This window comes from Paenibacillus sp. FSL H7-0756 (genome assembly GCF_038006765.1).
Classification (GTDB): domain Bacteria; phylum Bacillota; class Bacilli; order Paenibacillales; family Paenibacillaceae; genus Paenibacillus_AQ.
The window spans coordinates 1,877,105-1,901,016 of record NZ_JBBOVT010000002.1; the positions used below are offsets into that span (position 1 = coordinate 1,877,105).

Consider the following 23,912-nt stretch of genomic DNA (forward strand, 5'->3'; position numbering starts at 1 on the left):
AGTGCCCCCTCCTGACATTAATGGTTACCCGTCCGGTTTCGGTACTCTGTCGGCGTTTTCTGCTCCAGCTTCTCGAACTGGGTGACGAAATAATCGGCATTCTTGAATCCGACCTGCTCGGCAATTTCATAGATCCTCAGATCAGTCTGCCGCAGCAGCTTTTTGGCCTCGGTGATGCGCAGCTGGAGCAGGTAGTCATTGAAGTACATGCCGTAATTCTTCTTGAATACCTGACCGAGATAGGCTGAGTTCATATAGAACTGGCCAGCGATCTGCTTGAGGTTCAGATTCTCATGGAAGTTCCGGTCCACATAACACTTGATCCGGTACAGCCCGCTGCTGCCGTAGTTCTGGTACAGCTCTTGAATCCGCTCCGCCGCCTCCTGTGCAAAGGCTTCGAACAAGGAACGAAGCTCCGTCAGCGTGATGTTATGATCCGGCCAGTTCATCATCGGGACAAGGCTTGCCAGCTGCTTCTCATCCCCCTCCATGCTCCGTATAGTGTGCAGCACACTATGGACGCATTGAATGGCAACCGCCTTCATCGCTTCCCGGGAGAACAGCTTCTCCTGAAATTCTGTGAACAGCTTGAAGATTGCGTCCAGCATCTCCGCTTGCTTATTCTCCTCAATCGCTTCAATCAGCGCCTGAAGCACCCTACTACTGGCATGAATGTAGTTCAGAGACAGACCGGCAATATCCGAGTACAGCAGAATCGGCTGGGCAGACCGGACATATTTGTACTCCACAGTCTCCTTGGCCGAGGTATACGAATACTTCAGCTCCTGAAGTGTGTTCACCGGTCTGCCCGCATACGCCTGAACCTCCAAGGGATAACGCTCGTAGAGCTTGCTCAGACAATCCGCCACGAAGCTGCGCAGCTCCCCTGCATGCTTCTCCAGATAATGTTCCGGCACAATGAAGCCGAAGAATCTCCGGTGCTCATAGATAATCGGCGTCTCTGCTGTGAGCTGCTGCACCGCCTGCCGGATCGCCTCCTTCAGCTCTGCCTTCCCGGGCATAGGCTTCCCGCTCCAAGGGAACACATTGTTTACCTCCAGCAGCACATAGGTGAACTGGCGGGCTCCCGCCTCTATCCACTGCTGCTCCCAGGCGTCAAGCGCCTCCGCCTCCGCTTCTCCCCGGATCAGGGCCTCCACCCGCTTCTCTCCCTCATGCATGCTAAGCCGGTCCTGTAGCTGCTTGCGCGCAGTGAATTTATCACGGAACTTATGAAGCGCTTTCACAATTTCATGCTCATTAATCGGCTTCAGTACATAGTCCAGCACGCCATACCGGACCGCCTGCTGGGCATACCGGAAATCGTTATATCCGCTGATTATGATAAAATCCGTTCCAAGCTGCTCCTCCGTCACCGCCTCAATCAGCCCGATGCCATCCAGAACCGGCATACGGATATCGGTGATCACGAGCTGCGGCCGCTTGGCCCGGATCAGCTCCAGCGCATCCTCCCCGTTGTCCGCCTCATCCACAATCTGGAACCCGCTGCCCGCCCAGTCAATCATTCCAATCAGGCCCTTGCGGACAAACAGCTCATCGTCAACAATAATGATCCCGTACATATCGGCTTCCACTCCTCCAGTACAATCTTGAAAAAAAGGGAACCCCGGCCTAAGTGAATGGTCAAGGGTTCCCGGATGACAAGGAATATTATAGAGTTAGGCGTGCCAGGAGTCTAGCCTACGATGACTTCCATCGATACCTGCTTCAGGCCCGGATTCAGATCCTTCTCCTCAGTGAGATCCAGAACCGGAGCACCATCAATATCAAAATGCACGCGCCGCAAGCCGGAGCTTCGCGGTCCTTCAATTCCCGGTCTGGCGTGGTAGGCGTTCCAGATCACCCCGTCCTCGTCCGTCACATAGGAATTATGGCCCGGCCCATATTCCCCCGGCACACTTCTGGAGGTCAGCAGCGGATAATTGCCCTTGGTCCAGCTCTTGATATCCAGCAGATCTGCCCCCTTGTCTGCGGTCAGCAGACCGACCACATAAGTAGCATCCACCGCTGCACTGGCAAAAGTCACGTACAGCTTGTCATCCGTGTACAGAGCAAACGGACCTTCATCCACGAACGTATGGTTATTGGCCCAGCCATAATCCGGCCGGGTCAGCAGCACCGGATCACTGGTCAGCTTCCACGGCTCCTGCGGGTCAATCGTGGCGATGTAGACCCAGGCTCCCAGATCCACCGGCAGGAATTGGCGCTCCGACCATGCGGCATAGAGCTGGCCGTTCCAGCGGATGACGGTCATATCCAGTGAAATGGTTGTGCCTGCTTCGCACAGATAGCTTCCGTCCTTCTTCACTACCCGGCGGGGCCTGGACCAGTCCGCAGCATTCATGGGATTGCCGCCCGGACTCAGCTTCATCACATGTGATTCCTCATGGAAGAACTCGCCGGGTGTGGCGGCATGGAAAATATACAGCTCGTCTTCAATGATATGGAGTTCCGGTGCCCACAGCAGGCCGCCAATCTCTTCATACGTGGTGGAATCGAGGATCAGGGATTCCTCCGCTGTCACCAGCTCCGGAATCGTATCGGCTTCCCTCATATACAGCGTATGTTCCTTATCCGCGTCATTAGTCGCAATGAAATAATATTTCCCTTTCCACGCTGCGATGCAAGGGTCCGCACGGTTAAGTGCAATCGGGAATGGAAAGTGATCCTGATGGATCTCTCCAGAGATGCTGTAGGTTCCGGCCTTGTCCCAGTTGATGGCCTCCGTGTTCCAACGGACTTTTTTGGCAGCCTGCGTTCCATCACTGTATAAGGCTGTTGCCCGGACCGCCTTCACATCTTCTACCGATGCCGCATTCACCCGGTCCGGTACTACGACAGCAATGTTCTCCGGTACCGTAAGCTTGCAGAAGAGTCTGCGGGCTATCTCAGCAGAGACAGCGATCCTATTACGCGGCTGGATTCCCTCGATATCGGTCTGCACCGCTTCCAGCGTGAACGGCTCCGCTTCCACCGGTGCTGAGACATTCGTAAGGCTCATGATGTCAGCAGTGAAATTCTCATAGCCCTGGCCCTGCCCGTCTATCCATTGGATCAGGTAACCGCTGCGCTCCGGGTCATAGGTGCAGGAGACATCGCTTACATGAGTGTCTGTCTTAAGCTCCAGCAGTCCAATCTCACTGTATTGCAGCAGATCGGCCGAAGTGAACAGCAGCACCTTCCCCTTGCTTTGTTCATCTGCTTCCCCGTCAGCCTCGGTGCGCACAGCAATGACGCCGAAATTCCCGTCTGCCAAGTAGAAAAGATACGGCTTCTTCAGGCTTTTGGCCCGGAGCGTCCCATCCTCATTCTCCGTCGCCTTGGCGAACAGAACCCCTGAGTTATGATTTAATGCCCGATACTGGCCCCCATCGGTCTTGTATGCCAGGTGCATACTGTAAGCCAGCTTCGAAGCATACACGATATCCTCCTGCGGCAGTCTTGTATAGCAAAGGATATCTTTCCGATCATCGTTTTGTTGTGGTATCATGAATTCATAATCTTCCTTCCTATTGATAATTTCTAATAACTATAATTACGCACTGTTCGGTTAACCTTCGAATTTACTCTAATGTCCACTACAAATTATAGAGATTCACTGAAATACTAACAATGATATTTACTGACCATTAATTGATCTATCCGAAGAAAGGAGAAGCCAATGCCTACAATTCACTACGTGGAATACGATGCTGCACATCCGGCCAATTTCGTCTACAGTATCCCCGAAGGACTGAACGCCTGGCTTCTTGTCCTGACCCAGACCCCGGCGGTGTTCGAAGTGGACGGTGAATTGAAGGAATTCCCCGCTCATTCTGTCGCTTTATACCCTCCTGGGCACAACATTTATTACCGGGCCTGCTCCCGGAGGTATGTCAACGACTGGGTCCGTTTCGATGCGGATGAATCGTATATTACTGAAAGCGTCCTGCCGCTGGGCAGCCCGTTCTCCTTGCCCGACCCCGGGTATTGCCATCAGCTGTTCCAGCTGCTGACGCTGGAGAACTCGTTCCAGAATGATTACCGGGAGTTATCCATTGACTACCTGTTCCGTCTCTTGTTCAACAAGCTGTCCGAAGCCTCCCAGGACAAGCTGACGCCGCAGTATTATAACCTGCTGGAGCTGCGCAAGACGCTGTACAGCAATCCCGGCCACCCTTGGACTGTATCCTCAATGGCCGGATATCTGCACATCAGCACCGGCTACCTCCAGACCATCTACAAGTCCGCCTTCGGCATCTCCTGCATGGAGGATGTCATTCAATGCCGGATTCGGCTGGCCAAGGAGAAGCTGGGCTTCGGCCAGCACAAAATCGCCGAGATCGCCGCTCTCTGCGGCTACGCCAATGTCGAGCATTTCTGCCGCCAGTTCCGGCAGCTGACCGGCTTCTCCCCCCGCGCCTACCGGGAGCGGCTGGCTTCCCGGGAGCCGAAGGTGCGGGAGGGAGAGTAGTGGGAGTGTAAAGGGTCGGAGTTAGACGAGGCTTAGGCAGGAGTTAGTTAGGAGTATGTAAGGGTATGTGGAAGTGTGAATACATCGTCGCTCCAACGGTGGGCACTCTCTCGCCGCCGCTAATGTAATCGATTTTTCCATTACATTCCGCTCACACGCCTCCGCAACGCCCAATGTAATCGGCTTTTCGACTACCTTCCGCTCACGCGCCTCTGCCACGCCCAATGTAATCGGTTTTTCGATTACATTCCGCTCACACGCCTCCGCTACGCCCAATGTAATCGGTTTTTCGATTACATTTCATCCACGCGCCTCTGTCACGCCAAATGTGATCGGTTTTTCGATTACATTCCGCTCGCACGCCTCCGCGCCGGCCCAATGTGTTCAGTTTTCCGTACATATTCCGCCCCAACTACCAAGAGCAGCGACCCTCCGCCGGAGAATCGCTGCTCTTGTTCACACTATCCTTACTCCTCAGCCCCGCCAAGCACCGGCAGCACGGCACCGTCCCGCACAAACAGCGGAATCTGCGTGAGCGGCGCGTCGACCATAATCGCCTGTCCGCCAGCATAGGCAGTGCCGGTATAGACATGGGTCCACTCTGAGCCGGACGGCAGGTATACCTTGCGTGCCCGTTCACCCTCGCCCAGCACCGGGGCGACCAGCAGATCGGGACCGAACATATACTGATCCTCGATATCCCAGGCTGCCGGGTCCTGAGGGAAATCATAGAACAATGGACGCATAGGCGGCGTGCCCTTCTCATGGGCAGCCTCCATCAGTCCGCGGATGTACGGCTTCAGCCGCTCCCGCATCTGCATGAACTCTTTGAAGATAACATACGCCTCATCCCCGTAGCTCCACACCTCATTATCCGAGCCGCTTCCGCATACGCCCCCGCCCCGCGTTCCGGTAGGCTGCACAAAAGGTGAACGATCCCCGTGCAGCCTGAATACCGGAGAGAACGCGCCGTACTGGAACCAGCGGACCATCAGCTCCCGGAAGGAGGCGTCTGCCGGATTACCGCCATGGAAGCCGCCGATGTCGGTGGTCCACCATGGAATCCCGGCCATAGCCATATTCAGTCCGGCCCGCACCTGAATGCTGAGCACCTTGAAGCTGGAGTGAATGTCTCCAGACCATACAAGCGCCCCATACCGCTGGCTGCCCGCCCAGGCGGTACGGACCAGATTGATAATATTCTCCTGGCCTTCAGCGGCCATGCCGTCATAGAAGGTCTGGCTGTATTTCATCGGATAGATATTGCCGATCTGCTTGCTGGAGCCGATATGATAACGGTAGATATCATGGTCATAGACCGTCAGCTCCGGCTCTGCCTCATCGAGCCAGAAGACCTTGATTCCTTTATCATAATAATTCTGCTTAATCAGACCCCACAGGAACTTGCGGGCCTCCGGATTCGTCGCATCGAAAATCGCATTCTGGCCGAGGAACTGGAATTGTGTCCGCACCCCGCGGTCCGAGCGCAGCAGGTACCCTTTTTCCAGCATCTCCTTATAATTCTCACTCTCCGTCTGAACAGTCGGCCAGACCGAGACCATCAGCTCAATGCCCAGCTCCTGCAGCTCCTGCACCATCGCCTCCGGATCAGGCCAATATTCCGGGTCGAACCGCCAGTCTCCCTGATTCGTCCAGTGGAAGAAATCAATGACGATGACGTCAATCGGCAGACCCCGCCGTTTATGCTCCCTCGCCACCTCCAGCAATTCTTCCTGCGTCCGGTAGCGGAGCTTGCATTGCCAGAACCCCATGCCATAATCCGGCATCATCGGCACGGTTCCCGTAGCCTTGGCATAAGCCTCCTCGATCTCGGCAGGCGAGTCGCCGGCAGTGATCCAATAATCCAGCTGCTTGGTCGACGGAGCTGTCCATTCGGTCACATTCAGACTGAAATGCGCTTGTCCGATCGCCGGATTATGCCACAGGAACCCGTAACCGGCGCTGGACAGCACGAACGGAATACTGATCTGGCTGTTGCGGTGGGTCAGCTCCAGCGAGCAGCCCTTCAGATTCAGGAAGGAGTGCTGATACTGGCCCATGCCGTACAGCTTCTCTTGCGGGTCCGCTTCCAGCCGGAGCTTCACGGAGAAGTCACTGCTGCCGGGGATGGCGCTTAGCTCTCTGCCCCCGTATTTTAACTGATAGGTATCCTCCGTCTCGTTAAGGAGCAGCTTGCCATGCTGGTTATAAAAGAAGATCTGGCCCTTGTCCGTCATTTCCGCCCGGATATTCCCGTTTACAATGCTCGCGCGTTCTTTAGTGATCGATATATTACTCAGCGTCTGCACAGCAGGCAGAAGTGCCCACTGCTCATCGGTAATCTCCGCATACGAAGCCCGGATACGCAGCGAATGCTCTCCCCAAGGCTCTATCCAGACTCTCTCATGATCATATTCTCTGATTAGTCTGCCATTCTCTTCACGAAACATAGCGCGATCCCTCCAACAGTTCTATAATAAGGTTGCACCCACATTATAAAGAGTGCAAAGCCGCTATACTATACATAAAAATACGCATCTATCATACGATATTACGATTGTGTGGAGGGATTAAGATGAGTGGAGCGTTCGAGGACAAGCCTTATCCATGGAAAAAAGAGCACACGGAAATTCCCGAGGGCCTGTTCCCCATCAATGTATTTCATATCTGCTTTCCGGACCGCAGTATTATTCCGCCGCACTGGCATGACCATCTCGAATGGATTCTCGTGACCAAAGGCCGCTTCCGCGTCCAGGTCGGCCCCCACTCCAGAGAGCTGGTGCAGGGGGAGCTGGCCTTCGTCAGCCGTCCGCAGATTCATGCGGCCTATCCGACAGAGGATGGCAGTGAGCTGTATGCGGTTGTCTACAACGAAGCATTGCTGAACGGTATACGGGACCTGACTGAGCTTCAGCATATCCGGCCGCTGCTCTCCGGTGAAATCAGGCTGCCTGCCTTCTATGGGGCGGACCAGCCGGTTACCCGCCAGATCAGAGGATGCATTGAACAGATTATTTTCAGCTACCAGAGCAAGAATCCCGGGTATGAATTATGTATAAAAGGCGGCCTGTTCTCTTCCCTGGGTCTGGCTTATCCCCTGGCCGAGTTCACAGCACCGCCTTCCAAAAGAGACCGGCAGGAGACAGGCATCCAGCCCCTGCTGATTCACCTTAGCAACCATTTCCATGAACCGCTGACCGTGGAGGAGGCCGCACGGATCTGCTGCGTAACCCCCAACTACTTCTGTCATCTGTTCAAAAAGAACACCGGCAAGACCTTAATCGAATATGTGAACATGCTGCGGGTGCATGAGGCCAGCCGCCTGCTCCAGCTCCGCCGGTATCCGATTCAGGAGGTGGCCTTCCGGGTCGGCTTCACGGGCCTGACGTATTTCGGAAGAATATTCAAGCAGCATACATCGATGACGCCCAGCGAATATGCTTCCCATTTCCAGACCCGGTCTTAATCCTGCCGGTGATAACGGAGATAATCGAAATCGGCATAGCCGCCAGGCAGCCGGGTCGCATAATTGAACAAGCCGATCCGGTAGCCCATGAAATGATCCAGCGTATATTTCATATGCAGCGTCTGTCCGATGGGGTGCCAGACCTCCCCGTCACCGGAATAGAAGAACTGTGCTTCGTCTACCCCCTCCCTGAAGTCGAAATCGATCCGCAGGCAGATACGCTCACCCGTGAACGGGATACTCTCCACCACTTCAACGCCGTTGTCACCCTGAATACACATATCCACGGTGAACTGTCCCTGCACTCCGGCGGCCACCTCAACCGTGCCGTATCCGGACTGGAGAGCTACCATTCCGGCCCGGTCGCCTTCGTTCATGCCGCCCAGATACAGCATCGTCTCGGCACTGCAAGCCGGACCCTCCGTCCGCTGGGTCAGCGTATTGCGCGCCGTTACGACGCTATCAGCTGCCTTGCCTGTACGCAGCCGCAGACAGCCCGGCCGCTCTGTAACTGACCATAGCCCGTTATCGGGATTATGGTTCCATTGCCACTGAAGCGCCAGCCGGTTCTCCGTATAGTCGAACTCATCGCTGATTACAATCGCCTTTGGCTCATCCGCAGGCAGCTTCGTCCCGAAGCTCAGCGGAGCCTTGCCGCCATCCCCGATTACCGGCCAATCGTTCTCCCAGCTCACAGGGAATACACAGGGAACACGTCCAACTGCCCCGTGATCCTGGAACAGCACGGCGTACCAGTCGCCGTCCTCAGTATCGACCAGCCCGCCTTGCGCTACACCGCGATTCTCGTAGCCCAGGTTATCGTCCAGAATAACCTTGCGCTCATAAGGACCGAGCAGCTCCCGGGACCGGTAGCATAGCTGGCGTCTGCGCATGTTGCCCTCTGACGGCCATTCAATGAAGAACAGGTAATAATACCCGTCCCGCTTATGGGCATGACAGCCTTCCATCCGCAGCATAATGCCCTGCCGCTCGCCTTCCAGCAGCAGCTGCTTCGTTCCCCGGTGCATCCATCCGGTCAGGTCCTCGTTCAGCTCCCGGATATGGATATCCCCGTTGCCGTAGATCACATAATTACGGCCGTCCTCATCCAGCAGCAGCGCCGGGTCATGGTGCAGATCCGGAATGACCGAACGCTCCCACGGTCCATGCTCGATATCACGGGTCTGGTAGATGTAGAACTGGTCCGTGTCATTGCAAGAGAAGCATACGTAATAGATTCCGTTCCTGCACCGCAGCGAGGCCGCCCAGGAACCGCCGCCGTAAATCACTTCGCCGTCCTCCAGCCGGAAGGCCGGAGTGTCCTCGAAGGTATCAAAGACGTAACTCACAATTTCCCAGTCCTTCAGATTCACCGATTTCATAATCGGACAGCCCGGCATCGAGTGCATGCTGGTGCTGACCATATAGAACACTGGACCGACCCGGATCACATCCACATCCGGGACATCTGCCCATAGTACTGGATTAGTAATGATGACTGTATTCAATGTGCCGCCTCCTTGCTGTTAGTTATGCTGTGGTGTGAATTGCCAATGGGCCAGCTTGAACAAATCCTTACCGCTCTCTCCTGAGAATACCAGATAGAGGTTATGCACTCCCTCCGCTCCCTCGACCGCCGTCTTCAGCTCCAGCCATTCCTGTGCTCCGCCTGCCGCCGGAACCTGCAGCTTGCCGATAACCGGACCTGCCGGGTCATCCAGATGCAGCTCCAGCACGCCGCCCGCTTCCAGGCTCAGGACTGACGCCTGGAACGAGCCGGCACCGCTGCCGAAGTCTACCCCGGAAAGTCCGATCCATCCGCCGTGCTCCACATCCGTTACGGCCTGAACTCCGCCCTTGGCCAGGTATTCTGTCTTCACCCCTGCGCTCCAGCCCATCGTTGCCGCCGGAATACGCTCATACGGGTTCAACGCTGCAAGCTGCTGCACACCTTCGTAATCCGCATGGATCTCCGGAATGGAACCGTCCTCATTATGAGTCAGGCGGTTCAAATGTGTGGAGCGGTAGCCGTTCGCAATCCCTTGAGCCTTGGACAAGGTCTGGGCGTGATAAGCGATATACCAGCTGTCATGGAACTGGAAGACCGCATGATGGTTATTCCCGGATACGCCGAAGAAATGTCCCGGATTCTTCAGGATCGTGTGTTGATACGTCCAGGGACCCATCGGATGCTCACTGGTCATATAGGCGATCTCTCCCGCAGGAGGGCTGCCTTCCGGCCGCTGCCCGTCATAGAAGTTCGAGCAGTAGGTATAATAGTAGACTCCGTTCCACTTATGGATTCCGGCATCCTCGAACATGAACGGGGCCGGAATCACTTTCGCGCTGCCCACCACGCTGATCATGTCCTCACCCAGCGGCATCACCCGTGCTGTGCCCGGCTCGGCGAACTGTCCTTCCGGGACGCCGCCTCCGAAATAGATATACCCCTTGCCGTCATCATCTAACAGCACCGCCGGATCGAACAACCAGGTAACATCCTCTACTCCAGGTGTAGAGCGCAGAATCAGTGCCTCCCCGATCGGGTCCACCCATGGACCCACCGGACTGTCACCCGACAGAACGCCGATGCCGCTGGCATTATTGGCGAAGTAGAGGAAGAACTTGTCCTTGCCGTCAATTACGGTATGAAGCGCTGCCGGTGCCCAGGACTGGGTTGCCCACTTCGCTGCACCCTCCGGTCCGGCTACGGCTATCGGACCATGATCGGTCCAGTTCACCAGGTCAGCGGACGAGATTACGGTAATCGTATTAATACTGCTGTAGGAGTTCTCCTTCACGGCGCCGTTCTCATCATACTCCAGCGCATCATTAGTCATATACAGATAGACTCTGTCTCCGAATACCAGGGCATAAGGATCGGCTCCGTATCTGTGTGCCACCAGCGGATTGCCGCTTGGCGGTACCTTGCCGGTAGCCTGCTTCAGTTGAGTTGTCATTTGATTCCCTCCAGATATAATAAGGTGTCCAGCTTACAATAAGATTAGGATTGCGGTGCGGCCAGCTCAGCCAGCCGGGCGAATGAAGCCTTTGGCTGCTTCTGCTCATCGAACAGGAACGGCCAGTTCTTGCGTCCCCGGACGGGGAAGCCGTCCAGCCAGGTATAATCATCGGCCACACCCCAGAAGGTCACCGAATCAATGGAGTCTCTGAATTCCAGCAGTAGGGCGAAGATCTCGGCATAACGCTCCTCCTGCAGCTTCAGCATTTCAGCTGTTGGCGCTTTCAAATCCGTTCGTTTGTCGTCATGACGGAATACGGAGAGATCCAGCTCGGTAATGTGGATCTTAAGCCCCAGCGATGCGTAGAGCTTAAGCGCATTGCGGATTTCCTCAATGGAAGGGCCGTAGATATTCCAGTGTCCCTGCATGCCGATCCCGTGAATCGGCGTATTCTGATCCAGCAGGCTGCGTACAAGCTTGTAGATTTTGCCGCTCTTGACAGGATCGGTCTCATTATAGTCGTTGTAGAACAGCAACGCGTCAGGGTCTGCCTGATGGGCCATTTCAAAGGCCTGACGGAGATAATCCTCGCCGATGATCTCAAGCCACTGCGTATCCCGCAGGTACTGGTCTGTTTTGTCCTCAATCGCTTCATTTACTACATCCCAGGCATACGCCCGTCCCCGGTAACGGCCCACTACTGTGTTAATGTGGGTCTGCAGGCGGGCAAGCAACTGCTCTCTGCTGCAGGCTCCGCCTTCCGCATCCTGGAACATCCAGTCTCCGGTCTGGTTATGCCACAGAAGCGTATGCCCCCGGACACCGATCCCATGCGACTCTGCGAATTCGAAGATACCGTCCGCTGCCTCGAAGGTGAATTCGCCTTCCTGCGGCTGAACCAGAGCCGGCTTCATCTCATTCTCGGCGGTAATGCTGTTGTAATGCTTGCCAATGAAAGGACCCTGGGCAGCTATAATGCCAGTACTGACGGCGGCCCCTATTTTAAAGGCCTCCCGGAACATTTCGTGTAATGCAGGAATTTCGCTGCTTGCTTGCTTCATTTTTGCTAACCTCCTGTATTTGACAACATTTTTTGGGACAACTCTCTCTATCATAACGCATTTGTATGCGTTTACCATCACCAAAGTAAATAGATGGACCCCAAATAAATAATTGCACCCTATTTTTTATTTCCCTGTGCCTGTGCGCGGAACTGGACGGGCTTCAGCGCCGTCCGTTTCTCGAACTCTCTTAAGAAATGGTGATAGTGTACGTACCCGATGCTCTCCACAATGCTTCTGACCGTATCGTGAGTTTCAATCAGCCGCTTCTTGGCCGCTTCGATCCGCAGATTATGAATGTACTCCAGAATGCTGATACCGTGCTTTTTAATGAAGGCCTGGCCCAGGTACACCGGATTAATATAGAAATGCTCAGCAATCTCTTTTACCGTCAGATGCTCCGCATAATGATCTCTCAGGAAGCATTCCACGCGGATCAGCGGATGCTCGGAGTTACGCTCCTTGTGCTGGCGGATATAGTTCATACTGGTGGAGAGCGCCGTCTCCAGAGTGACCTGCAGGTCTTCCAGGGATCTCGGCTCGGTTCTAAAAAAATCAAGCGTGCCGATCCACTGATCGTCCGCGCCGCCGAATTCCTTCAGCAGCTCCATGCTCCGCAGCATGATATCCATGCCTGTCATCTGGACGACTCCCGGATCTGTCCGGTTCTCCTTGAAATCGCTGAACAATTCACCAAGCTTCTCTGCGGCCTTCTGCTCATGCAGCCGCTCCACTGCGCTGATGATCTCCTCAATCAGCTCTGCGGAAGGAAGCGTGTAATTCACCTGTCCCTCAGCTTCACTGGCCGAATCCACCGGGCCGCATTCGTCCGAATAGAAGAAGTGGCGTGCCGCAGCGTCTGCCGCTTCGCGGTAGGAGACCGGCAGCTCGCGGAGGGAGCGCACACTTGGCCCGATGCTGACCGAGCCCTTTATTCTGCCGCGGGTCAGTCCGGCGTATAGCTGCTCCGCCAGTCCAGCCGCCCCTCCCGAGCTCTCCACGACCAGCCCGGTCTGATCCCCCGGCAGATCAATGAGCATCGCACCGGCCGGTCCGGCCAGCTCCCGGCACAGCTCCGTAATCCGGCTGCTATGACCCTCCACATGCACATACGTCCACCCAGTAGCCGCCTCATCCAGGCGGTCCATCTGCTCAGCTGCTTCTTCATCGGGCTCGGTCCAGTGCCCTTCAAGCATGCGCGCGATCGCGAGCGGCAACAGCCGGCTGGACAGCATGCTCTGCTGCATGGTCTGCTTAAGGCGCAGCTCCAGCTCATCCGTAATGTCCGTAAGCACCTTATCCCATTCCGCATCCATGACCGGCTTCAGCAGGTAATGTCTTACCCCGTAACGGATGGCTGTTCTGGCATACTCAAATTCGCCGTAGCCGCTAAGCACGATGAAGACCGGCTGCTCCATATCAAGGCTGCGTACGCGCCGGATCAGCTCAAGCCCGTCGATCTCGGGCATGCGGATATCCGTAATCACAAGATCGGGCGAGCTGCGGATAATGGCAGCCAGCGCTTCCTCCCCGTTCTCACAGGCGCCGCATACCTCGAAGCCCAGCTCCTCCCAGTCAGTCAGCGTCCGCAGCCCCTCTAAGGCAATCGTCTCATCATCAGCAAGCACTACTTTATACATGAGCTCCCTCCCCTATCGGAACCAGACTCAAATCCTCGGGAATCTGGATGGTAATGACCGTGCGTTCATACTCGATGCTCTCAATGCTGAATCCTGCCCTGCCGTCAAAGTACAGCATGAGGCGTTTATACACATTGCGGAGGCCGACATTCTGTCCCGTATCCTCTTCTGTCTCCAGATGGGACTTGATCCATTCCAGCTTCTCCTTCTCGATTCCTTTGCCGTTGTCGGTCACCACAATCAGCAGACCTGTCTCATTCCGTGAAGCGGACACGTGGATTTCCCTTGCCCATTTGACCGATTGCAGACCATGCTTGCAGGAATTCTCCACCAGAGCCTGTATACTCATCTTGGGAATCCGGCAGTTCAGCACCTCAGGAGCAATATCCAGCTCATAAGAGAACCGGTTCTGGAAGCGGAACTTCTCAATCTGCAGATACATCTCGATGAAGGATACTTCCTCCTCCACCGTAATCAGATCATCCTTCCAGCTGAGCAGCCTGCGCATAATCAGGGCCAGATTGCGGATGACATCGGTAACCTGTTCATATTTATACTTCTTACAGATGACCAGGATCGCATTCAGCGTATTAAAAAGGAAATGAGGGTCCACCTGGCTCTCCAGATATTTAAGCTCCGCCCGCACCCGTTCCAGCTCCAGATCCTTCTTCTGAATCTCCAGCTTGTAGACATCATTGATCAGATTGCGGATTTTGCCGGTCATCAGATTGAAGCTGCGGATCAGACCGCCGATCTCATCCTTCCCCTCATACATATCAATGCTCTCGAATTGCTCATATTTGACCTGTTTCATATGTTTGTAGAGCAGCCGTACACGCAGATTGTAGGAACGTATAATGACGATCATGAGCAGCGTGGGAATGATGATCGTCAGCAGGAGCAGAATCAGCGAGTTCCTGAGCGCGCTCTCCATCTCATGGTTGATCTTACGCCCTTCCGGAGTGCCAACCAGCCGCCAGCCCTTGGTGTAGGCCGCACTGCTGAGCGCCCGGACAATCTGCTTGGGCGCCTGGTCAAGGCTGGTGTCCACATTCAGCAAGGCACTGCCATCCAGTGAGGAGAAGGAACGGTTCGAGTCCAGCACGACCCGGTTCTGCTCATCCAGCAGCTTGAAATCCAGATAGTCACGCTCCTTCTGGAACAGGTCCTGCACATTGTTCAGCCGCAGATCAATCCTCAGATACTTCGTGTAGGGCTGGCCCGTGAAGTTATCCAGCTTGCGGATCAGGCTGACAAGCACTTCCTGCTGCGGCGGATTCAGCGGGTTAGTTCCCTGATAAGAAGTGAGCAGCACCTTGTCTGTGCTGCTTGAGATTTTACGGTACCATTCACTTCTCTTATCTGCGTCCGACAGAATGAAGTAGCTGTTGCCGTTCTGAATCGTCGGATTAGAGGTGTATATGCCCATCCAATAGATATAGGAATGAAGATTGCTGTACTGCCGCAGCTTGTCCTTCAGAGAATCATTATAAGCATCATAATAAGCCTCATTATCCGGGTAGGCGTAATCCATCATCTCCATAAAAGGCCGGTCCGCAGCCACCGTGTTGCTGATCGCCACACATTCGTTCACGATCTGCATCAGGTCATAAGCCACCCGGTCTACAGAAATCTCCAAATTATCCCTCTCCCGTGCCTCCACATTACGGCTGATCTGCACATAAAAGAGGGCATTGATGCTAAGTATGGGGACAAGCACACACAACAAGTAGATGAACAAAAACTTGTATTTGAGCGGAAGATCATTGATGAAGGCAGATGGCTTCCGGTTATTCTTCATGCAGGCCCCCTCCTTCCTCTTGAATTAGCTCTTCTTGTACACGGAAGGTGTAACTCCGTTAAGCGCCTTGAACTTGGCGGCGAACACATCGGCGTCTGAATAGCCCACTCTGCTCGAGATATCGGAAATCCCCATATCGGTCCGGCGCAGCAGCTTCTTCGCCTCTTCAATGCGGTATTCATGGAGATAATCGTTAAAAGAGCTGCCGTAGTATTTCTTGAACCGTTGTCCCAGGTAAGCCGAGTTCACATGCAGATGCCCCGCAATATCCTGCAGCTTCAGCTTCTCCTGATAATGCCCGCGGACATACTCTATCGCTGCAGCCACGATCTGATCCTCTGCCCTGCCGTCCGCAGCCGCGGCGAACCACTCTGCAGCCTCGCACAGCTCCTCCTCTATCTGACGCTCAAGCATCGGCAGACAAGTAGCCGTATGGCGGGACGGGAACCATTTCTGCACCCACTGCGCATAGTCTCCCCCTCTGGCAGTAATTTCACGTAGCAGCTCTGCTTTGATATTAGCCAGAAAAGCGTCGATCCATGAGCTTGAAGCCACCTCCGCCGAGAAAATCTTGAACACCTCTCCGAGCTGATCCGTGAGATGCAGGGTCTTCCCTTCGGTGACGGATTGCAGCAGCGATCGTCTCAGCTCTGCCGGAAGCATAGCCATCTGTGTCTTATCCTGCTTCTCGAAGATGCCGTCTCCCCCGGCCCCCGGACCATACGGTTTGCACAGCTCAGCAGCCAGCGCCTCCTGGTATGCCGTATTCAGAGCCTCCGGGCCCTGATGCTGAAGACTTGCTGTGAAAAAGACCGGCGTGCTGTACAGCGGCCGCATCTCCTCCATCCACCCGGTAAGCAGTGCCTGGTCAAGCACCGGTCCTTCCTGCGGAGACACCAGCAGATAGCCGTGCTTCCCGCTGCCTGCGGTGAACGGATAGACTGCGAGGCTGCGCAGCAGTTCCCTGCTTCTCATGGCGGCGAGCTGCTCACGCATATGTAAGCTGTCCGGCGCTGCTCCATGGACCAGAATACAGCATAGCCGCGAGGCGGGGGAGATCCCCAGCGTCTTCAGCCCCTGCTCCCGCTCCTCCTCCGTATTCTCCCGCATCAGGAGCCGGGATACCATATCCTCCTGCATCAGAGCCGAGAGCGCATCACGCCGAGAGGACGCCTTGCGTTCTTTTAGGATCTGTGCCGTAACCGTCTGCACCGCCTCCGTCAGCTCCTTTTCATCCAGAGGCTTGGTCAAGTAATTCGCTACTCCGTATTTCAGGGCCCGCTTGGCATACTCAAAGTCAGCATAGCCGCTAAAAATAATAAACTTCGGCCGAAAATCGCTTTCAGAGGTTCTTCGGATGAGCTCAAGGCCGTCGATGACCGGCATACGCACATCGGTGATGACCAGGTCAGGGCGGGTGCTGCCGATCAGCTGCAGCGCGTCCTCCCCGTCCAGCGCCTCGCCGCATACTTCATAATTTAGTGCCTCCCAGTCGACCAGGAAGCGGAGCCCTTCCAGCATAATCGGCTCATCGTCGGCAAACAGTACCTTAAGCATGGAATCACCATCTTTATATAAGTAGTTGGAGTCCAGCAGGACTCCATATGATGGAACAGGAGAAACCGCTTCGGCTGCACCCGAAACGGTTATAGTATACATATTTTCCTTACTATAATACGTATTGACAATTACTCTTTTACGCTACCCAGGTTCAATCCTACCACGAAATACTTCTGCAAGAAAGGGTAGACGAACAGAATCGGAACCGCTGTAACGATCGTAATGGCTGCACGCATGGAGGCTGGCGTAACCAGCGACTGGACCTGATTGTTCTGGCCTCCCGCAAGCATCGACGGATCATTGTTCGCACTCATAATGGAGCCGAGCATCTTCATCATTTCATATTGCAGCGTGCTAAGCTTGATATCCGAGGAGGCATAGAGGAATGTGTCAAACCAGGAATTCCATGAGCCTACCGCGATAAACAGTGCGACAGTTGCCAGTACAGGCGTACAGAGCGGGAAGATGATTTTCCAGAAAATTCTGAATTCTCCTGCCCCGTCAATCTTCGCCGATTCGGTAAGGCTGAACGGAAGCCCGCGGATATACGTCCGCATGATAATCAGGTTGAACGCGCTGACCAGACTCGGCAGGATATAGACCATGAAGTTATGCAGCAGGCCCATATTCTTGATCAGGAAGTAGTTCGGAATCAGTCCGGCATTGAAATACATGGTCAGGATGAACAGCAGGCCGATCTTTTTGCGGAAAATATATTGCGGCTGCGCCAGTGCATAAGCGAGCATCGTTGTAAGGAATACACCGAGCACCGTTGAAATTATCGTACGGGATACCGAGATAAATGCAGCATGATAGATTGTTCCTGATATAAAGACCGCCCGGTAATTCTCCAGTGTCCATACACGGGGCCAGAGGTAGATCCCCCCGGTAAGCGTGTCACTGCCGTCATTGAAGGATACCGCCAGCGTCTGGAGGAACGGATAGAGCGTGACAGTAACCACAAAGAGCATAAATATCGTGTTGAAGGTATGAAATACAACCGGCTCAATCCGGCTTGAACCTTTGGTCCCGGCTTTCATATGGGCTTCCTCCTCTATAGTAATCGCTCTTCGCCGAGGCGTTTTGCGACATTGTTTGCGATGAATACGAGAATGACACTGACAATCGTTTTGAAGATCCCTGCGGCCGTAGCCAGCGAGTAGTTACCCATAGCCAGACCATACTTCACTACAAAGATATCAATGGTTTGCGAATAGTCCACAGTAAGTCCGTTGCCCAGCAGATATTGAAGCTCGAAGCCGGCATCCAGAATATGTCCAATGTTCATAATCAGCAAAATAACGAATGTAGCCTTGATTCCCGGAAGCGTGATATAACGCATCTTTTGAAAACGTTTCGCGCCGTCAATGGAAGCTGCTTCGTACAAGGAAGGATCGATGGAGGTAATGGCCGCCAGATAAATGATCGTACCCCAGCCCACCTCTTTCCACACGTTCGACGCCCCGATGATGCCCCAGAAGTATTTCCCTTCACTGAGCCACATAATCGGATCTTTAATCAGGTGAAGCTTCATTAGAACGACATTGACAATCCCGCCATCGATGGAGAGTGAAGTGGATACAATCCCCGCAGCGATAACCATGGACAGAAAGTGCGGCAGATAGGAAATCGACTGAACCGCGCGCTTGAAGAACTTGAGCTTGATCTCATTCAGCAGCAGAGCCAGACCGATCGCCGTAACCGTACCCAGTACAAGGTTAATAAAACTCATGGCAATGGTATTGCGAAGTACAAGCATAAAGGTATCATCGGAGAACAAAAATTTGAATTGCTGCAAACCTACCCATTCCTGCTGGCCAAAGGACACCGCCGGGCGGTAATTCTGAAAGGCCATCAGCCAGCCCCAGATGGGAACATAGTTGAAGATAATCAGATAGAGTGCAATGGGCACGGACATAAAAATAAGCTGTTTCTGTGTTTTCAGTGTTTTCCAGCTGAGTTCCACACCGATTTCCGGATCGATTTTGCTTTTTCGGGTCTTCTGTTTTTTGACCTGTTTGTCCAGTACGGCATCAGACATGTTGTTTCCCTCCTGTAAAAATCATTCTCTCCACTTGTCCTATTCACGCATTCCTATTTAGGAAGAGCGGGAAACAGCATTTCCCGCTCCTATTTCTGTATTAAATGGTTTATTTAACGCTCCATTTTTCGATACGCTGCTGAATGCCTTCATTCATCCGGTCTTCGTAGGCCTTGATGTCCAGCTTGTGGATTCTGTCCACATAATCCTGCCACACGCCGTCGAACTCAGCAGGGCTGGCCATAATAGCTTTCGGCAAATACTTAATCATGAGGTCATTCAGTTTGGACTGTGCGAGCTGGGCTGGTGAACCATCCTTAAGCACGATGGAATACGCAGGGAAGTAGATGTTGTTCTCTTTCGGTTCTTTGAAGAATTCGGACCATGATTTCTTGTTGTACGCCTTCAGAATCTTCTGGTCGTAAGGCTTCAGGCTGTCGAAGAATTCCTGAGGCTGTGTACCGGCATCTGCTGCGTTACCGTCGCTGTACGTACCTTGAATCTTAGGCATGTAACCGAACATCCCTGAGATTTTGTTAGCTACCTGCCAGCTGGTCTGATCTGCATTCGCCCGTTGCTCAGGCGTACGGTAGAAGGAGCCGTCTGCGTTCACTTCATAATCTTCACCTTTCACGCCCCATTGCAGCGTCTTCTGCCAATCCTCGGTAATCATCTTATCCCAGAATTTGATAATGCGGACAGGGTCCTTGGCATTGATCGAAATTCCGAATCCGCGGTTAGTACCGACCGCTCCACGGTCACGATACCATTCTTCTGCGCCCGGATAGAGCAGAGGGAAGCCGATATACGTATTTTCCAGCTTGCCTTGGGAGATCAGGGATTTCTCGCCGTCCTGGAAGTTCCAGTGCTGGTCAAACATCCCGATGACCTTGCCGCTTGCAACCTTGGCCAGATACTGGTCATAGTTCTGTACGAAGGCTTCTTTATCCATGAGGCCCTGAGCGTTAATATCATTAAGCTTCTTGTAGTAAGTCTTGGAGATATCCTTGTCGGCAAAAATCTGTGCTACATTGTTATCTACAATAACGGCCCCGTCATTCGGATGCCCCGACAGATGCTCTGGGGGATTCTGCAGCGGGAACACGCGCCAGTCAAAGTTGAGGGATTCGAACCCGATCATGTCCGGGTGTTTTTCTTTATATTTGGCAATGATGTCGAAGTACTCATCCAGGGTCTTAGGAGTAGGGTAGCCCATTTCCTCAAGCACGCCTTTTTGCAGCCAGAAGCCTGGTCCCTGATAAGTAGGCTCAGTAATTTTACCTTGATAGACGCCATAGCTTGGCAGTACGTAAATGTGGCCGTCACTCTCATCCTTGATCTGGTTCCAGACCGCACCGTAATGCTTCTTCAGGTTAGGAGCGTATTTCTCAATCAGATCCTCAAGCGGAATGTATGCCTTGGCATTGATTAATTTGTCGTCACCCGACAGGATGTCCGGGTAATCGCCCCCGGCAATCATGACCCCGAGCTTCTGCTGCAGGTCGCCGACCAGGAATTCCTGGTTGAAGGTGATTCCAGTCTCGTCTTTGATCAGCTTCAGAAGCTTATTGTCAGGCGTTGGCTGTTGTCCGGGACCATTCATGAATACCGAGAACGTTACGGGAGCCGTGTCGTCTCCGGCTGCTGCCGGGCTGGCGTTAGTTCCAGTGGCGGGTTCCTTGCCTCCGGTATCCTTACTTCCGGTGTTGCTGGTGTTATTGCTTGATCCACAGCCTGTCAGTGCCAGTGTGAGTGCTAATACACCGGCCGCAGCGGCTGCTGCTGAACGTTTTGCCGTTTTGTGCATGTTGTTATGCCTCCCCTTTTTGGCTAATCGCTTATGCTTCTAATTTCTCCTGGTGACAACTTTAATTATACGTTTTCAGAATGCGCTTACAATTCATAGAATATAGGTCTTCCCCCCTATAAATTCATAAAAAGAAAACGGTTGCTTGCAGCACGGCAGTGGAATTGCCGTTCTTTCTGAGCTGGCTATGTGTGGCGTTGAGTGTAGCGTTGAGCCTGCTTAGGTCCTTTTCGGGTTAGGCGGATTTCGGCGAATGAAAGCGGAATCAGGGGCACTTGTGCTCCTGATTTGCTCGGGTGGCCTACTTTCGGCGAATTCAGGGGCACTTGTGCACCTCACCATCAGGCTCGTCCCTTGCGCACCCACCCGCACCTACGCCACTGCGCTGCGCAATGTAATCGGTTTTTCGATTACATTTGCTCCGCTCACCTCCACGCTGCGCAATGTAATCGGTTTTTCGATTACATTTGCTCCGCTCGTCCCCGCGCTGTGCAATGTAATCGGTTTTTTGATTACATTTGCTCCGCTCGCCTCCACGCTGCGCAATGTAATCGGTTTTTCGATTACATTTGCTCCGCTCACCCCCACGCTGCGCAATGTAATCGGTTTTTCGATTACATTCGGTCCGCTCGCCTCCACGCTGCGCAATGTAATCGGTTTTTCGATTACATTTGCTCCGCTCGCCCCCGCGCTGTGCAATGTAATCGGTTTTTCGATTACATTCGGTCCGCGCTCGACGTTCAAACCAACCACAGCAGAAAGGGATTGACGCAAATGCGCCAATCCCAGTGTACTATCTTATAGTATTCGTCAACCGCACAGCCTGCTATTCAGCCTCAGCGGGTGAATGTATACGAGCTTCCCGCTTCTCCTGCGAACGATACCGTATCCAGTCCCGGACCTTCGAGCCGGCAAGGGCCGGATACGGTACATGTTACCACTGCTTCCGTAACCAGTCCACCGCTCCAAGAGAAATCGAGGGTATAGCCGCCTCTTGCCCGCAGTCCCTTGACACTGCCTTCGTTCCAGTCGGCAGGCAATGCAGGCAGCAGTCTGATCCTATCTGTATGACTCTGCAGCAGCATCTCCGCGATGCCCGCTGTTCCTCCGAAGTTCCCGTCAATCTGGAACGGCGGATGGTTGTCAAATAGATTCGGCAAGGTGGAGTGCTCCAGCAGCGCCCGTACATTCGTATAAGCCTTACCCTCATCCTGCAGTCTGGCCCAGAAGTTAATGATCCAGGCCCGGCTCCAGCCGGTATGTCCGCCGCCGCTGGCAAGTCTGCGTTCCAGCGTCGTACGGGCTGCTGCTGCCAGCTCTGGCGTATGCTCCACCGTGAAGGCATCCCCCGGATACAGCGCGAACAGATGCGAAATATGCCGGTGCCCCGGCTCTACCTCTTCGTAATCCTCCATCCATTCCTGAATCTGCCCGTATTTACCGATCTGTGGCCCCGGCAAACGGTCCAGCGCTGAACGGAGTTCTTCGCGGAATACCTCGTCACGGCCGATAATCTCCGAGCTCTGGACACAGGCCTTGAACAGGGCTTCAATGATCTGGAAGTCCATAGAAGCTCCGGCACACAGCACGCCCGATTCTCCGCCAGGAAGCTGGTAAGTGTTCTCCGGCGAGACGGACGGGCAGGTAATCAGCCGGCCCGACTCATCCTCTATCAGGTAATCCAACAGGAACTGTGCAGATTCCTTCATCGTATCGTAGGCATTCGCCAGATACTGGCGGTCCTGGCTGAACCGGTAATGCTCCCACATATGCAGACACAGCCAAGCTGCTCCCAGCGGCCAGAACGATGCTGGCAGATACGTATCCTGAGGAGCAGTATCTGCCCAGATGTCCGTATTGTGGTGTGCCGTGAAGCCGCCGCAGCCATACATGACCTTCGCAGTCACCCGTCCAGGCTCACGCATCCGTTCGATCAGATCGAACAGCGGCTCATGGCATTCCGCCAGATTGCAGAGTTCTGCCGGCCAGTAATTCATTTGTGCGTTAATGTTAATCGTGAATTTGCTGTCCCACGCCGGGGTGAAGCTGTCATTCCAGATGCCTTGCAGATTCGCAGGCAAGGAGCCAGGACGGCTGGAGGCGATCAGCAGATAACGGCCATATTGAAAATAAGTCGAGATCAGTCCGTGGTCTTCTCCCCCCTGCCGGAACCGATTTAGCCGTTCACTGGTTGGCAGTCCGCCCAGCTCCGGGTTCATCGGGAGCGTCAGCGAGGTCCGGCCGTACAAGCTGCGGTAATCCGCAACATGGCGGGCGAGCAGTTCCTCATAAGGCACCATAGTCAAGGCCTCCAACTGCCGCTTGGCATACAGCGCCGGATCGGGATAGCGGAATGTGGTTCCTGCGGCAAGCAGCAATGTAACCGAGCTTGCCCCCTCCACCAGCACATATTCGCCGATATTGCGGCAGGTTCCGTCTTGCGTGACGGCCTTCAATGCAGCAGCGAAGGAGCTGCCCCCGCGCCCGCCGCATTCTCCGCCCATCACCAGCCCGCTGTCATTCCATTTCTCGGTCTTCTCCAGCATTCTCCAGTTCTGGCGGTTAAACCTGGCCTTCAGGGAGATTGCGTTCTTCCGGTCAGAGGTAATCCGCACCACGATAGCTTGATCCGGGTAGCTGGCGAATAGCTCACGGGTATACCGGACCCCGCCGGTCACATAACTCACCCGGGATACGCCGGATTCGAGATCAAGCTCCCGCTGATAGTCCTCAGCAGGCTGCTCATGTCCGGCGAATGACAGCAGCAGGTCGCCAAGCGGCAGATAATGGCGCTGTGCTTCCGGCAGCCCCACCATCGTCATGGCTGCCAGCTCTTCCGCCTCCCGCAGCTTGCCTTCCAGAATCAGCTGGCGGAGCTTCGGCAAGTGGGGCAGCGCATCTTCATTGTTGCGGTCACGCGGACCTCCGTACCACACGGAATCCTCATTGAGCTGGAGCTTTTCCTCAGCTACCCTGCCAAAGATCATCGCTCCCAGCCTGCCGTTACCGACCGGCAGTGCCTCATTCCATTCCTGTGCCGGCTCCGTGTACCATAACCGCTGGCTCTGTTTTGTGCTTGTCATCGCTTTTCCGCTCCTT

At 54.2% G+C, this 23,912-nt stretch carries 16 protein-coding genes; 3 read left to right on the plus strand and 13 right to left on the minus strand.

Features of this window, described 5'->3' with window-relative positions; genetic code table 11:
• Positions 1-17: 17 nt before the first annotated feature.
• Complete coding sequence (locus NST04_RS24780) at positions 18-1,583, minus strand: response regulator transcription factor (protein ID WP_341186596.1); 1,566 nt, start codon at positions 1,581-1,583, stop codon at positions 18-20.
• Positions 1,584-1,696: 113 nt separating this feature from the next.
• The gene (locus NST04_RS24785) at positions 1,697-3,511 is read right to left on the minus strand and encodes a family 43 glycosylhydrolase (RefSeq protein ID WP_341186597.1); all 1,815 of its coding nucleotides are present in this window, start codon (positions 3,509-3,511) and stop codon (positions 1,697-1,699) included.
• 171 nt (positions 3,512-3,682) lie between these two features.
• Between NST04_RS24785 and NST04_RS24790 the strand changes: the two genes are divergently transcribed.
• Positions 3,683-4,474 carry a helix-turn-helix transcriptional regulator gene (locus tag NST04_RS24790; RefSeq protein WP_341186598.1) on the plus strand — a complete coding sequence of 264 codons (792 nt, stop codon included), beginning with the start codon at positions 3,683-3,685 and terminating at the stop codon, positions 4,472-4,474.
• A 467-nt stretch (positions 4,475-4,941) separates the two neighbouring features.
• Here NST04_RS24790 and NST04_RS24795 read toward each other — a convergent pair whose 3' ends face one another.
• On the minus strand, positions 4,942-6,924 hold the full coding sequence (locus NST04_RS24795) for a glycoside hydrolase family 31 protein (protein WP_341186599.1): 1,983 nt from the start codon (positions 6,922-6,924) through the stop codon (positions 4,942-4,944).
• Between the two features lie 125 nt (positions 6,925-7,049).
• Here NST04_RS24795 and NST04_RS24800 point away from each other — a divergent pair, with 125 nt between their 5' ends.
• A complete protein-coding gene (locus tag NST04_RS24800) occupies positions 7,050-7,940 on the plus strand; it encodes a helix-turn-helix transcriptional regulator (RefSeq protein ID WP_341186600.1) in 891 nt (296 codons plus the stop codon).
• On the opposite strand, the gene NST04_RS24805 is transcribed toward NST04_RS24800, so the two are convergent.
• The 9 genes from NST04_RS24805 to NST04_RS24845 form a co-directional block, all read right to left on the minus strand.
• Positions 7,937-9,448 carry a glycoside hydrolase family 43 protein gene (locus NST04_RS24805; RefSeq protein ID WP_341186601.1) on the minus strand — a complete coding sequence of 504 codons (1,512 nt, stop codon included), beginning with the start codon at positions 9,446-9,448 and terminating at the stop codon, positions 7,937-7,939. The genes NST04_RS24800 and NST04_RS24805 overlap by 4 nt on opposite strands.
• An 18-nt stretch (positions 9,449-9,466) precedes the next feature.
• On the minus strand, positions 9,467-10,900 hold the full coding sequence (locus NST04_RS24810; protein WP_341186602.1) for a glycoside hydrolase family 43 protein: 1,434 nt from the start codon (positions 10,898-10,900) through the stop codon (positions 9,467-9,469).
• Positions 10,901-10,944: 44 nt separating this feature from the next.
• A complete protein-coding gene (locus tag NST04_RS24815) occupies positions 10,945-11,964 on the minus strand; it encodes an endo-1,4-beta-xylanase (protein WP_341186603.1) in 1,020 nt (339 codons plus the stop codon).
• Between the two features lie 119 nt (positions 11,965-12,083).
• Positions 12,084-13,604, minus strand: coding sequence for a response regulator (locus NST04_RS24820; RefSeq protein ID WP_341186604.1), 1,521 nt, complete (start codon positions 13,602-13,604; stop codon positions 12,084-12,086).
• Positions 13,597-15,405 carry a sensor histidine kinase gene (locus tag NST04_RS24825; RefSeq protein ID WP_341186605.1) on the minus strand — a complete coding sequence of 603 codons (1,809 nt, stop codon included), beginning with the start codon at positions 15,403-15,405 and terminating at the stop codon, positions 13,597-13,599. The genes NST04_RS24820 and NST04_RS24825 overlap by 8 nt, the downstream gene beginning before the upstream one ends.
• 24 nt (positions 15,406-15,429) lie before the next feature.
• A complete protein-coding gene (locus NST04_RS24830) occupies positions 15,430-16,962 on the minus strand; it encodes a response regulator transcription factor (protein WP_341186606.1) in 1,533 nt (510 codons plus the stop codon).
• A 131-nt stretch (positions 16,963-17,093) separates the two neighbouring features.
• Positions 17,094-18,005 (minus strand): carbohydrate ABC transporter permease, encoded by a 912-nt coding sequence (locus NST04_RS24835; protein WP_036693452.1) that lies wholly within the window; start codon positions 18,003-18,005, stop codon positions 17,094-17,096.
• A gap of 14 nt (positions 18,006-18,019) precedes the next feature.
• Positions 18,020-19,006, minus strand: coding sequence for an ABC transporter permease (locus tag NST04_RS24840; RefSeq protein ID WP_036693453.1), 987 nt, complete (start codon positions 19,004-19,006; stop codon positions 18,020-18,022).
• A 109-nt stretch (positions 19,007-19,115) separates the two neighbouring features.
• Positions 19,116-20,813 (minus strand): extracellular solute-binding protein, encoded by a 1,698-nt coding sequence (locus NST04_RS24845; RefSeq protein ID WP_341186607.1) that lies wholly within the window; start codon positions 20,811-20,813, stop codon positions 19,116-19,118.
• A 253-nt stretch (positions 20,814-21,066) separates the two neighbouring features.
• Here NST04_RS24845 and NST04_RS24850 point away from each other — a divergent pair, with 253 nt between their 5' ends.
• A complete protein-coding gene (locus tag NST04_RS24850; RefSeq protein WP_341186608.1) occupies positions 21,067-21,582 on the plus strand; it encodes a hypothetical protein in 516 nt (171 codons plus the stop codon).
• 67 nt (positions 21,583-21,649) lie between these two features.
• Here the strand turns inward: NST04_RS24850 and NST04_RS24855 are convergent, their stop codons facing one another.
• Complete coding sequence (locus tag NST04_RS24855; protein ID WP_341186609.1) at positions 21,650-23,896, minus strand: glycoside hydrolase family 95 protein; 2,247 nt, start codon at positions 23,894-23,896, stop codon at positions 21,650-21,652.
• Positions 23,897-23,912 lie beyond the last annotated feature (16 nt).

Bases quoted from the DNA above. Each gene is read 5' to 3' on its own strand.
- NST04_RS24835 (WP_036693452.1), bottom strand. From the start codon at position 18,005: ATGAAAGCCGGGACCAAAGGTTCAAGCCGGATTGAGCCGGTTGTATTT.
- NST04_RS24840 (WP_036693453.1), bottom strand. From the start codon at position 19,006: ATGTCTGATGCCGTACTGGACAAACAGGTCAAAAAACAGAAGACCCGA.
- NST04_RS24845 (WP_341186607.1), bottom strand. From the start codon at position 20,813: ATGCACAAAACGGCAAAACGTTCAGCAGCAGCCGCTGCGGCCGGTGTA.
- NST04_RS24785 (WP_341186597.1), bottom strand. From the start codon at position 3,511: ATGATACCACAACAAAACGATGATCGGAAAGATATCCTTTGCTATACA.
- NST04_RS24795 (WP_341186599.1), bottom strand. From the start codon at position 6,924: ATGTTTCGTGAAGAGAATGGCAGACTAATCAGAGAATATGATCATGAG.
- NST04_RS24855 (WP_341186609.1), bottom strand. From the start codon at position 23,896: ATGACAAGCACAAAACAGAGCCAGCGGTTATGGTACACGGAGCCGGCA.
- NST04_RS24825 (WP_341186605.1), bottom strand. From the start codon at position 15,405: ATGAAGAATAACCGGAAGCCATCTGCCTTCATCAATGATCTTCCGCTC.
- NST04_RS24850 (WP_341186608.1), top strand. From the start codon at position 21,067: ATGAAAGCGGAATCAGGGGCACTTGTGCTCCTGATTTGCTCGGGTGGC.
- NST04_RS24820 (WP_341186604.1), bottom strand. From the start codon at position 13,604: ATGTATAAAGTAGTGCTTGCTGATGATGAGACGATTGCCTTAGAGGGG.
- NST04_RS24800 (WP_341186600.1), top strand. From the start codon at position 7,050: ATGAGTGGAGCGTTCGAGGACAAGCCTTATCCATGGAAAAAAGAGCAC.
- NST04_RS24815 (WP_341186603.1), bottom strand. From the start codon at position 11,964: ATGAAGCAAGCAAGCAGCGAAATTCCTGCATTACACGAAATGTTCCGG.
- NST04_RS24790 (WP_341186598.1), top strand. From the start codon at position 3,683: ATGCCTACAATTCACTACGTGGAATACGATGCTGCACATCCGGCCAAT.
- NST04_RS24830 (WP_341186606.1), bottom strand. From the start codon at position 16,962: ATGCTTAAGGTACTGTTTGCCGACGATGAGCCGATTATGCTGGAAGGG.
- NST04_RS24810 (WP_341186602.1), bottom strand. From the start codon at position 10,900: ATGACAACTCAACTGAAGCAGGCTACCGGCAAGGTACCGCCAAGCGGC.
- NST04_RS24780 (WP_341186596.1), bottom strand. From the start codon at position 1,583: ATGTACGGGATCATTATTGTTGACGATGAGCTGTTTGTCCGCAAGGGC.